Here is an 11,565-nt window from a genome sequence, read left to right on the forward strand (position 1 = left end):
CCACCATCGTCGTTCTGGTTTCCCCCGGTACGACACGCGGCGCCGCCACCACGGCGCTGTTTTCCGAGGTAGACTGCGCCGCAGAGCGGCGTCTCGGCCGCGACGACCGGCGTCTGCGTCGGGTCAGCCGAGCAGTTTCGACCGGACTCGCTCCAGCGCGTTTCGCTCCGTGAGGAGCGCGAGCTGGTCGCCGGGCTCGACGGCAGTCCCGGGAAGCGGAATCGTCATCGGCTCGCGCTCCCGGCCGTGGGCGTAGACGCGACCGTCGGCACCGAGGTCGATGTTGGCGACGTGCTGGCCGACGACGGGCGCGCCGTCGGGGACGGTCACCGTCGTCAGTCGGAGCTGGTCGGTCAGGTCGCCGATGGCGTTGAAGTCGCCGCCGAGAAGCGCCGTCTTCGCGCCGGCCGCGCCGAGGCGTTCGGGGTAGATAATCTCGTCCACGTCGTCGGCGTAGCGCTCGTAAATCTCCTGCCGGTAGTCCTCGCTGATGCGCATGACCGTCCGGCAGTCGAACTCCTTGCCGAGCATGCAGGCCGCGAAGTTGACGTTCGGGTCGCCGGTCAGTCCGCCGACGGCGTCCGCTCCCTCGACGCCCGCCTCCCGCAGCACGCTCTCGGTTCCGCCGTCGCCGAGAACGGCCTCGAACCCCTCGTCGCGGGCGCGGTCGACCTTCTTTTCGTCGTTGTCGACGACCGTCACGTCGTGGCCCTCCTCGCGGAGCACGCGAGCGGTCCGCGAGCCCACACGTCCGTACCCAACGATAACGAGTTTCATGGTAGTAGTATGCACACCGGGTGGCTAAAAGATGGCCCCGTCAGGGTCGGGTCCGTTCGAGTCGCTCCCGAACCGAATCGATGGTGTCCGCGAGCGGCGGCGTCCCGAAGAGGGCGACGAGCACCGCGCCGACCGTGTCGAAGATGAGGTCGACGATTGTGTCGCCGAGACCGTACTGGACGAGGACGGACTCGGAGCCGACGGCTTCGGCGGCGAGGCGCGCGCCGAACTCCAGTACCTCCCAGAACACGCCGGCCGCGAGCGTGAAAAGCAGGACGTAGACGAACATGAAGCGGTCGGGGAGGTAGACGGCCTCGGTGTACTCGTCGACGGCCCGCGCGGTGACGTAACCGACGGCCGCGACCACGGTCGCCGAGAGCGTGTGGGTGACGTGGTCCCACCAGTCGATGTAGTTGTACGGGCCGAGCATGCCGACGGCGTGGAGCAACACCGCCAGCGCCAACCAGAGGCCGAGAAGCGGGTGGAGCCGAATCTGCCAGTCGCGGCGGAGCACCGCGGGGAGGAACGTCGCGCTCAGCGCGAGCACCGCGTTGACGACGACGCTCAGGTTCCGCGTGTAGACGCCGACGAGGAAGATACACAGGATGACGGCCTGAATCGCCCGCCCCGCCAGTCGCTCGATTCGACGAGAGACCATTGCGGTGCGCTACGACCTGAGCGCCCTAAATTTGAGCGTGTGACTAGCTAGCACGACCACCGACACCGTTTTTCGCCCTGATTGCATACGCTCCACCGATGATGGCCACCACTCACGCCCTCGCGGGTGTCGTTCTCGGCACCGCCGTGTGGGCGCTGGTCCCCGAGGCCGGGATGCTCCCGGTGCTCGCGGCCGCACTCGGCGGCCTGTTCCCCGACTTCGACCTGTACGCGGGCCACCGGAAGACTCTCCACTTCCCCGTGTACTTCAGCGCGCTCGCCGTGCCCGCAGTCGCGGTCGCCGCGCTGAACCCGACCACGACCACGCTCGCGGTCGCGCTGTTCCTCGCGGCGGCCGCGCTCCACTCCGCGTCGGACGTGCTCGGCGGCGGCCTCGAACTCAAGCCGTGGCTCGGCACCTCCGAGCGCGCCGTCTACGACCACTGGAACGGCCGGTGGCTCGCCCCGAAGCGGCTGATTCGCTACGACGGCGCGCCCGAGGACCTCGCGCTGACGCTCGCCTTCGCCGTCCCGCCGGTCCTCGCGTTCGACGGCCTCGCCGAGACGCTCGTCATCGCCGCGGTCGCCGTCTCCGGCGTCTACGTCCTGCTCCGCAAGCCGATGGTCGCCATCGCCGAGACCGCCGTCGCGGCGATACCCGACCACGTCGTCGACTACGTACCGGAGCGGTTCGTCCGCGACCTTCGGTAAGCGGCTCCCCGTTTTCGAGGCGTCTCGACCACCGATTCTCCGTTTTTCAGCGTCGCTTCCGTCTCGAACCGACAGCCCGCGAGCGGGCCGACCGGGACAAGACACTTATCCGGCGACCGCGCGGTCGAACTCACCAGAGTTCCAGAATGACAGACCAACGACGCGCCGTCAGAGACGCGTACGACCGCCTCGCCGACGACTACCGCGACCAGCGGAACGACGACGCGCCCGCGGCGCTCGACGAGCTCGCCGACGCTCTCGACTCGGGCGCGCGGGTCCTCGACGCCGGATGCGGGCAGGGAACGCCCGTGACGGACGCCCTCGCGGCCGACTTCGACGTGGTCGGCGTCGACTTCTCCCGCGAACAACTGCGACTCGCCCGACGGGACGTGCCGGCGGCGAGGTTCGGGCAGGGCGACATGACGGCGCTCCCGGTTCGCTCGGACGCCTTCGACGCCGTCTGCGCGTTCTACTCCGTCATCCACGTCCCAATCGCAGAACACGAACGGGTGTTCGCGGAGTTCGCCCGCGTCCTCCGGCCCGGCGGCACCCTGCTTTCGACCGTCGGCGGCGAGGCGTGGTCCGGGTCGAACCCCGACTGGCTCGACAGCGGCGTCGAGATGCGCTGGAGTTTCCCCGACATCGAGGAGACCTACGAAACGCTCGATTCGACCGGGTTCGCGGTCGAATCCGAGTTCGTCGTGGACGACGAACTCGGGAGTCAGTACCCGTTCGTGTTAGCGCGATACGAGGGCTGAGGCGGTTGCGTTAGCGGGGAGCGACACGTTCCTCAGTCGGTCGGCTCCGCGGTCGCCGACGGGGCCGCGTCGGTCCGGGACTCCCGCCGGTGGAGCAGGTACGCACAGCACACCGCGACGACGCCCGCGGCGGTGGCGATGCCGAACGCGACGCGGTAGCCGGTCGGCGTGTAGACCCGCGCGCCGGCCACCGTCTCGCCCGTCCAGTAGGCGTCGAGGGCGAGGCCCATCACCGCCGGGAGCAGCGCCGCGCCGAAGTAGCCCATGCTGTTTATCGCGCCCGTGGCCGTCGCGCTCGCGGTGGCGTCGTGGCGCTCCTTGGCGACCGTGAAGGCGATGACGGCCCCGCCCATGACGAACAGCGCCGAGAACAGCAGGACGCCGACGAGCAAGAGCGGCGGCGTCACGAGGAGGAAGACGAGTCCGTACGCGAGGGTGAAGATGACACAGGAGGCGACGATGAGTTCGGTGCGGTAGCCGATGCGGTCCGAGAGCGTCCCGAGCACGGGCGACCCGAGGAGGAAGCCGACGTTGCCGACGAAGACGAAAAGCGACGCCGTCCGGACCGACAGGTCGTAGAGGTCGGCGATGTAGGGCACGCCCCACAGGCCGGTGACGGTGAAGTTCGTGCCCAAGACCAGAAACAGCATCGTCCCCATCAGCCACGTCTCGCCCTCGCGGAGGACGCGCCTCGTGTTCTCGATGACCGTCCCGAGTTCGACCGACGACGCGGGCGGACGAACGCCGTCGAGGGGGTCGAACCCGGCGTCTCGCGGCCGGTCGCGGACCGCGAGGTACGTCACGACGGCGAGGCCGACGCCGCCGACGCCGACCGCGAGAAGGACCGAACGCCAGCCGACCGCGTCGATTGCGACCGCGAGCGACGTCGTCGCGAGCACGCCGCCCATGCCCGCCGCGGCGACGGTCCACCCGGTCATCGTGGCGAACTCGTCCGGCCGGTACCAGTTCGCGAGGAACCGGAGCGTCGCCGTGTAGAGGACGCTTCCACCGAGGCCGAGAAGCGCCCGCGAGGCGAACGCCACCCCGTAGGTCGGCGCGAGCGCGAAGCCGAAGACGCCGAGCGCCATCACGGCGAGTCCGCCGGCGGCGACCCGGCGCGGCCCCGCGCGGTCCACGAGGATGCCCGCCGGGAGCTGCAGGCCGGCGTAGATGTAGAAAAAGGAGGCGTGGAGCATGCCGAGTTCCGCGCCGGTCGTGTCGAACGTCCGCGCGAGGTCGTCGGCGAGGACCGCCGAGGTGACGCGATGGAAACTGACGAGGAGAAACCCCGTCGTCAGGAGCGCCCAGAGCGCCCACCGGACGCGGGTCGGCCCGAACCGCGAAAACCGTGTCATGGCTCAGGCGACAGCGCGTGCGTGTAAATGTCTATCGCGAATATTCGTGTGGGACGGGACGGGCGAGCGGTGGCCCGTTCCCGTCTCCGACTCGACCGTGAGTTCCTCCGCTATCCCCCAAGCGTATATCGGCGGCACGTCACGTACGCGCCATGCTCGCGTCCCTCACCCTCGCGTTGGTCTCGCTCGGCGTCGCCGTCGGGTTGCTCGGCACGCTCGCCGAATCCGACGACCCCGACGAGTACGATTACGTCGTCGCCAAGGACGGCAGCGGCGACTACGAGACGATTCAGGCCGCCATCGACGGCGCGAAGTCGTTCCCGCCGGACCGAATCCGCATCCTCGTCCGAGGCGGCGTGTACGACGAGAAGGTCGAAGTCCACGCGTGGAACCCCGACGTCACCCTCGTCGGCGAGAGCGCCGCAGAGACGGTCATCACCCACGGCGACCACTTCGAGAAAATCGACCGCGGGCGCAACAGCACCTTCTTCACCTACACGCTGAAGGTCCGCGGCAACGACTTCCGCGCCCGAAACCTGACCGTCGAGAACAGCGCCGGCCCGGTCGGACAGGCCGTCGCCCTCCACGTCGACGCCGACCGCGCCGTCTTCGAGAACTGCCGCTTCCTCGGCCACCAAGACACCGTCTACGCGGCCGGCGAGGGCGCGCGTCAGTACTTCTCGAACTGCGACGTCGAGGGGACGACCGACTTCGTCTTCGGCGGTTCGACCGCCGTCTTCGAGGACTGCCGCGTCCACTCGAAAGCCGACTCGTACGTGACGGCGGCCTCAACGCCGGAGAGCGAACCCTTCGGCTTCGTCTTTCTCGACTGCGAACTGACCGCCGACCCCGACGTGTCCGAGGCGTATCTCGGCCGTCCGTGGCGGAATTACGCCCGGACCGCGTTTATCCGCACCCGGATGGGCTCGCACGTGCTCCCCGCCGGCTGGCACAACTGGTCGCGCCCGGAAGCCGAGAAGACGGTCGAATACGCGGAGTACGACAGCCGAGGACCGGGTTCGGAGGGCGAGCGAGTTCCGTGGGCGACGGCGTTGACTGAGGCGGAGGCTGAGCGGTATTCGAAGGCGAACGTGTTGGGTTCGGAGGGTGATGGGGAGTGGTGGGACTGGGAGGAGTGAGAGTGCGAGTGGGGCGGGTCAGTTTCGACCGAAATCCGGCAACTGCTCGGCGACGAGACGCCTCGCTCGGCAGTTGGAGTTCGAGAAGAGCCTAGGCCGGGATGTGAACATCATCTTCATAATCTCTGTATTCAATGTTAAGTTATCGGAATGTCCGACACACGCGCCAAAGTCGAGTCCCTCCGCGAACGCATCCAGGACTCCAACGAAATCAGCGAGGAGGACCGAGAGGCCCTTCTCCAGTTCAGCGACACCATCTACCTCCTGAAGTCGGAGTACACCGACTACCGACACGACAAACTGCTTCGGCACTGCACCCGAATCGCCGAGCAGGTCGGCGGATTGGCCGACTCCCTCGAAGACCGGGGCGCTACCGAAGACATCGTTCGCTGGATCAACCAGACGTATACGAACGAGTACACTAATCACGACTACCGGACGGCGCTCCGGGTCTTCGGTCGGCGTGTCTCTGAGGACAGCGAAATTCCGGACAGCATCGAATGGGTACCCTCGGGAACGTCGAGCAGCCACGACCCGGTGCCGAACCCCTCGGAGATGCTGAAATGGGAAGAAGACGTTCTCCCCATGATCGAAGAGACGCGGAACGCTCGCGACGCCGCCCTGATTGCCGTCGCCTTCGACGCCGGGGCACGGAGTGGTGAGCTGCAGGACCTCACTGTCGGCGACGTGACCGACGCGAAGAACGGCCTTCGCATCTTCGTCGACGGAAAGATGGGACAACGCTCTGTCCTGCTCATCCCGAGCGTTCCCTACCTTCAGCGCTGGTTGTCCGACCATCCGGGCTCCGACGACGGTGACGCTCCCCTTTGGTCGAAGCTCAGCAAGTCGGAGGAGCTGACCTATCGGCGCTTCAGATCCATCTTCGACGACGTGGCCCGACGTGCCGGCGTCACGAAGCCGGTGACTCCGACCAATTTCAGGAAGTCGAACGCCTCCTGGTTGGCCGAGAAGGGAATGAACCAGGCCTACATCGAGGACCGACAGGGTCGGAAACGCGGCAGCGACGCAACCGCGCACTACGTCGCCCGCTTCGGCGGGGAAGCCGAGGACGAATACGCACGTATGCAGGGGGTCGAGGTCGACGAGGAAGAACCCGAACCGATTGGTCCGGTTGAGTGTCCCCGCTGCGGTCGTGACACGCCACGCCACGAACCGGCCTGTGTCTGGTGCAACCAGGCTATCAGTCACGCGGGCATCCAGTCTCTCGACGAGCAGCAACAGGAGGTCCGGGACGCGCTGTTTCGGTTCGCCCAAGAGAAGCCGGAGCTCATCGAGGACTTCAAACGTGCTCGTGATCTCACCGACCTGCTGGAAAACAACCCCGACCTCTTCGGGGACGCTCAGGAGTTCGTCGACGCCCTTTCGGAGAGTTAGCATCTCCTCAGGCCAGTTCTAACTTGATTCGGCCCAGCTGTTCCTCAACGTCCTCGACGCTATCTGACGCCTCGCAGTTAGCGAGCAGAGCGAGGGCGTAAGCACGGGCCTCTTCGTTACCACAGGCGAGCACTCGGCTGAGCATCTCGCTGTTCTCCCGAACGAATTCGTCGAGGTTCTCCTCGTTCATAGCGCCCCCTCTGGAGAGTCTTCTAAGGCGTTCAGGACCGCCAGAGACCGCTCCAGTGGAGTGCCCACCTCCAGGATGGTCCTCACCTGGGTGAGGGAGAGGGGTTCGGCTATCTCACCGTCCTCGTTAGTTCGCTCGTTCTGGATTTCGGTGATGATGGCGAGAGCGTTCTCGACCTCGGAATACGCGCGTTCGTAATGGGCCGCTGTACTTTCCGAGAAGCCCTCTGGGGAGGGGAGTTCGTAGTCGATTCGTTGCCCGCAGACGTTTTCGTTGCTCGGCATTTGGGTTGCGTGTTGGTCGTACCCCGTTCCCGGCCGGGTACACCGACGATGAGGAGAACGCCGAGCAGACCGACGAAAGTTTAAGCCCCATCGGCCCAGATAGCCGATAGGGATTCGCGGCCTGGCCGACGATCCCATCACCGTCGTGCCGTGTTTCGAGCGGAGGTAGCACGGGTACCAATCGCGCATTACCTCGCTCGCCTGGTTGCGGCACGACGTGCGTCACGTCGTGAGCGTGCGATGTCGTGTTTCGTTCCTGTATACCTACGTATCCATCCGTATACCCGGTTTGTAATAAGTCTAAGTTCTTGTTAGACCCTTCAGAAAACCGCAAGGCGGCGGCCCGAAGTTGGTCAAATTTCAGCCCTTGATTTCACGGTTTTTTCGCCGGTCTTTGGTCTCTACCGCGACGGTTGAGAGCTTCCACACCGCGACCAACACGACCACCGCCAGAAGGGCGTGCGACCAATTCACCTGGTGCTGTACCGAGTGCTCGAAGCTGTGGGACCGAACCACCCGACCCTCGACGTTCTCCGGGGAGGGATTCAAAACAGCTCCTCCGTCGGATCGTAGGGCGAGCCCGTCCCGGATTGGTCGGTTGCAGTCGTCCGTTCCGGGCCGGACGTGGCGCTGTTCTCCTCGGAATTGGTCGAATGGGATCGGGCACTCCGCCGTTGCGATTGGTCGAGTACGTCGAGACCGTCCGGATTCTCCCGAACGTAGTACCGGATTGCTCGCCGCACCAGCTCCGACCGGAAGGCGTTGTTCTCGGCTGCGGCCGAGTCAAGCTGTTCTCCGAGAGCCGCCGGGAGACGGCACGAAACGTGGGATGTCACACGTATACTGACGGATACGCTAGATAAATAGATTGGTGAAAGTTCAGGTGGCTCCCGGGTTCATAGAAGTAAGATAGTGCCTCAGGACGGTTGTTCCCTGTTCTCGGTTATTCGTGTTCCTCTTCAACAGCTTCTATCGTTCTGTCCAGTGATTTCACGAGCTTTACCGCGTTCTCGTAATCTGTGACGATTTTATACCCCTCCTCAACTTGCTCGACTACTCCGATACTGGGATGACTCAAGAACTGGAGCGTCTGTGTAATCTCTTCGCCACTGGGCACGTCACTCGGGTCCTGCATTCCAACGACGATCCAGCGGAGGTCAGCAGCAGTTGCAACGGGTCCGTCAGCGCGTTGAAGGGCACGAATCACGTCTAAGATAGTTGAACCAGCATCAACACGGCTCTCGATAGCCTCATTAAGAAGATCGAGCCGATCATCTTGGAACGCCCCGGGGCGAGCTAGTAATTCAAGCACTTCCTCCGGTGCAACGGCGTAACGGTCCCGGCGGTCGAGTAGCTCAATCAAGTCATCGACAGCTAGTGTCGTGAGTTCATTCGTCGTTGCGTTCTCAATGACCTTTGGCGTAAATGCCGGTGCGACAACGATTGCGTGGTCTGCACCTTTTTGGCGACGATGTTTGTCGATATTGGTCGCTTCGAGTGAATTTAGTTTTCCCGAGCTTCGAGTCTTCGCTTCGACTACGACGTGCATGGGAGAACTAATCTCGACATCCGTATCCCCACCTCCTTCGATCCAGTTCGTAGTGCATCCCAGGCGGGTGAACGCTTTCGCGACAAGCTGCTCAAACTCCTCTGAGCGGGTACCGTCCGTACTCGCAGCACGGAGTTCTTCTTTGAGTCCGGGCGTCTCTTCAACATCGTCGTCGTCGACGTGGTGAACCTTTTCACCAGCACCTGTTAGCTCAGCGAGTGCCGTCTCAACGGAATCGTATTCCTCAGTAAGACGTGAGAGGCGATTGTCTGCTACTCGTGTGAACCCTTGGGGTCGATAGGTTTCGTCGTACCCAACGAGTTCATTGAATGCCTCAACGTCCACGTCGGTTTCTTCAACTTCGGTTAGAAACGTGAGGTACTTCCACGGGTTATCAGGGTCCCATCTGTCGTGATCGACGCCGTCATTCCACAGCCGTTCAGCTAATTCGTAGTTCTCTCGCAATAGGATAACCCGCCCACGGGATACGAATCGTCCATCATGGTAGACGAGCGCAACGTCACCCACTTCCACGTTTTGCCATTTTCCAGGTACGGAGCTTCCCCATAGATGGACCCGGTTGTCCTCAGAGGTCACTTCGAGTTCCTCGATGTCCTCGTCAGAGAGGAAGGGAGCGACTTCATCCAGTTCGTGTCCCTGCTTGACGGATTTCTCGTAGTCCTCGTATGCGTCTTGACGGCCGGCAGTAAAGATGACAATTCCAGCCATGATTGATACTCAAGACTGTATAGAGAGCCATCAAATACCTGTCCCTGGACGTTCCTCCTGGTTACGAAAGACCCACAGCCGGACGTAGGGACCTGGTGACTTCCAGAAAGTAATAAAAAGCCAAAGGGAGACCGTAGGCATATGGCTTCTGACGACGAGAGTCTCCTCCGCTATACCGAGGGCGGGCAGACCCTCGATCTCGACACGCTCGAATCTCACCTTTGGGAGGCTGCCGACATCCTCCGCGGCAGTATCGACGCGGCCGACTACAAGAACTACATCTTCGGCCTGCTATTTCTGAAGCGAATCAACGACCGCTTCGAGGAAGAAACCGAGGAAATTGCCGAGGAGTACGACGTAGACGAGGGAACCGTTCGTGGCGACCGCGACCTCCACGAAGAGTTCTGGGTTCCGGACCGCGCCCGATGGGATCACATCGCCGCACAGGACACCGACATCGGCGCGACGCTGAACAAAGCGCTCGAAGCCGTCGAAGACGAGAACGACGCCATCGCCGACCGCGTGCTCACCTCCGTCGACTTCAACGACAAGGACCGGCTCAGCGACGCGACGCTCGACGAACTCGTCACGCACTTCTCGAAGCACCGTTACCGCAACGAGGACCTCGAAGACCCCGACATCTTCGGCCGGGCCTACGAGTATCTCATCCGGCAATTCGCCGACGACGCCGGGAAGAAGGGTGGCGAGTTCTACACGCCCCGCGAGGTCGTTCAGTTACTCGTTGACTGCGTTGACCCGGAGCCGGGGGACCGCGTCTACGACCCCGCGTGTGGCTCCGGCGGGATGCTCATCTACTCCGCCCAGCACGTCGAGCAAGAAGGCGGCGACCGCGACGACATCTCGCTCTACGGCCAGGAGAAGAACCTGAATACGTGGGCTATCGGCCAGATGAACGTCTTGCTGCACGAGCTGCAGGATGCGAAGATCGCGAAGGGTGACACCATCACCGAACCGAAGTTCGTCACCGAGCACGACGAGCTGGAGGTCTTCGACCGTGTCGTTGCAAATCCGCCGTGGAACCAAAAGAAGTGGAGCAAGGAGTGGGTCGAGGAGAACGAGCCGTACAACCGCTTCCCGTATGGACTCCCATGGGCCAACCGAGGCGATTGGGCCTGGGCTCAACTGATCATTGCAAGCCTAAGCGAAAGTGGAAAAGCTGGACTCGTCATCGATCACGGAATACTGACTCGTGATTCTGGACAGGATATCCGTGAGAAGGTCGTTGAAAATGATTTAATAGAGGCTGTTATCACTCTTCCAGAGAAGTTATTTTATAATACTGACTCGCCGGGATGTCTCTTGATTTTTAACAAGGACAAGTCCCCAGAAATGGAGAGGAAAATACAGTTTATTTACGCTGAAGACCAAACATTGCGTGGGTCTGGGGTCAAGATTTATGAGGAACTCTCGAACCAAAATCTGCTTACTGATGAAGCAATAACGAAAATTTCGAAGACCTACCTTACAAACTCTGAGGAAGATCACCATAGCCAGATAGTTGCCGTAGATGAGGTTCTAAAGAATGATAGTAACTTGAGTGTTGAACGGTATGTTGACACCACGGAGCCAGAAGAGGAGATTGATGTCCCATCTGCGCTTCGGCATCTTAGCACCCTTGAACAAGAACGAAAGAAATCTGATGAGCGGTTCTCCGAATACATCACCTCTCTCCCAGAGCTGGGATTAGACCACTCAACGTTCAAATCCATCTCACTTGGACCAAGAAAGATGGAAATACCGGAACACTGGGAAAAGGTCCGACTAGATAGTGTCACAGAAATAATAACCCGTGGTAAGCAGCCCGACTATGTAGAAGAAGGTGGTGTTCCTGTTCTGAATCAGGCGTGTATCTATTGGGATGGTTTGCATGAAGAGGCACTGTCTAGTTAAGCCAGTTTGAGGAACGAGCAGGTCGTTGAGTTAGTTGGTCAAGATGCTCGCAGACCTGCTCAGCGAGTGCTTTGCGACGGATTTAGAAGAAACTTGGGAGCGTGAGCGGA

At 62.3% G+C, this 11,565-nt stretch carries 11 protein-coding genes; 5 read left to right on the forward strand and 6 right to left on the reverse strand.

Annotated elements, in window-relative coordinates; genetic code table 11:
• Window positions 1–123: 123 nt before the first annotated feature.
• Both NDI65_RS17200 and NDI65_RS17205 read right to left on the reverse strand, forming a co-directional pair.
• On the reverse strand, window positions 124–777 hold the full coding sequence (locus NDI65_RS17200; protein ID WP_089776911.1) for a TrkA family potassium uptake protein: 654 nt from the start codon (window positions 775–777) through the stop codon (window positions 124–126).
• Window positions 778–817: 40 nt separating this feature from the next.
• A complete protein-coding gene (locus NDI65_RS17205; RefSeq protein ID WP_310893877.1) occupies window positions 818–1,435 on the reverse strand; it encodes a hypothetical protein in 618 nt (205 codons plus the stop codon).
• 98 nt (window positions 1,436–1,533) lie between these two features.
• On the opposite strand from NDI65_RS17205, the gene NDI65_RS17210 reads away from it, so the two are divergent.
• Together NDI65_RS17210 and NDI65_RS17215 are read left to right on the forward strand one after the other, a co-directional pair.
• Window positions 1,534–2,145 carry a metal-dependent hydrolase gene (locus NDI65_RS17210; protein ID WP_172795736.1) on the forward strand — a complete coding sequence of 204 codons (612 nt, stop codon included), beginning with the start codon at window positions 1,534–1,536 and terminating at the stop codon, window positions 2,143–2,145.
• Between the two features lie 146 nt (window positions 2,146–2,291).
• Window positions 2,292–2,903, forward strand: coding sequence for a class I SAM-dependent methyltransferase (locus NDI65_RS17215; RefSeq protein ID WP_089776913.1), 612 nt, complete (start codon window positions 2,292–2,294; stop codon window positions 2,901–2,903).
• Between the two features lie 32 nt (window positions 2,904–2,935).
• On the opposite strand, the gene NDI65_RS17220 is transcribed toward NDI65_RS17215, so the two are convergent.
• On the reverse strand, window positions 2,936–4,258 hold the full coding sequence (locus tag NDI65_RS17220) for an MFS transporter (protein ID WP_310893878.1): 1,323 nt from the start codon (window positions 4,256–4,258) through the stop codon (window positions 2,936–2,938).
• 152 nt (window positions 4,259–4,410) lie between these two features.
• Here NDI65_RS17220 and NDI65_RS17225 point away from each other — a divergent pair, with 152 nt between their 5' ends.
• Window positions 4,411–5,397 (forward strand): pectinesterase family protein, encoded by a 987-nt coding sequence (locus NDI65_RS17225; RefSeq protein ID WP_089776915.1) that lies wholly within the window; start codon window positions 4,411–4,413, stop codon window positions 5,395–5,397.
• Between the two features lie 150 nt (window positions 5,398–5,547).
• Window positions 5,548–6,792, forward strand: a complete 1,245-nt coding sequence (locus NDI65_RS17230; protein WP_310893879.1) for a tyrosine-type recombinase/integrase — start codon at window positions 5,548–5,550, stop codon at window positions 6,790–6,792.
• A 7-nt stretch (window positions 6,793–6,799) separates the two neighbouring features.
• On the opposite strand, the gene NDI65_RS17235 is transcribed toward NDI65_RS17230, so the two are convergent.
• The 3 genes from NDI65_RS17235 to NDI65_RS17245 all read right to left on the reverse strand — a co-directional run bounded on the left by NDI65_RS17235 (window position 6,800) and on the right by NDI65_RS17245 (window position 9,544).
• Window positions 6,800–6,982, reverse strand: a complete 183-nt coding sequence (locus tag NDI65_RS17235; protein WP_310893880.1) for a hypothetical protein — start codon at window positions 6,980–6,982, stop codon at window positions 6,800–6,802.
• Entirely contained in the window at window positions 6,979–7,266 is a 288-nt protein-coding gene (locus tag NDI65_RS17240) for a hypothetical protein (RefSeq protein ID WP_310893881.1), read from the reverse strand. Before NDI65_RS17240 ends, NDI65_RS17235 begins: the two co-directional genes overlap by 4 nt.
• Before the next feature lie 943 nt (window positions 7,267–8,209).
• A complete protein-coding gene (locus tag NDI65_RS17245; RefSeq protein WP_310893882.1) occupies window positions 8,210–9,544 on the reverse strand; it encodes a restriction endonuclease in 1,335 nt (444 codons plus the stop codon).
• 141 nt (window positions 9,545–9,685) lie between these two features.
• Between NDI65_RS17245 and NDI65_RS17250 the strand changes: the two genes are divergently transcribed.
• Window positions 9,686–11,455, forward strand: coding sequence for a class I SAM-dependent DNA methyltransferase (locus NDI65_RS17250; protein ID WP_310893883.1), 1,770 nt, complete (start codon window positions 9,686–9,688; stop codon window positions 11,453–11,455).
• Window positions 11,456–11,565 lie beyond the last annotated feature (110 nt).

It is taken from the genome of Haloferax sp. S2CR25, assembly GCF_031624535.1.
Classification (GTDB): Archaea; Halobacteriota; Halobacteria; order Halobacteriales; family Haloferacaceae; genus Haloferax; species Haloferax massiliensis.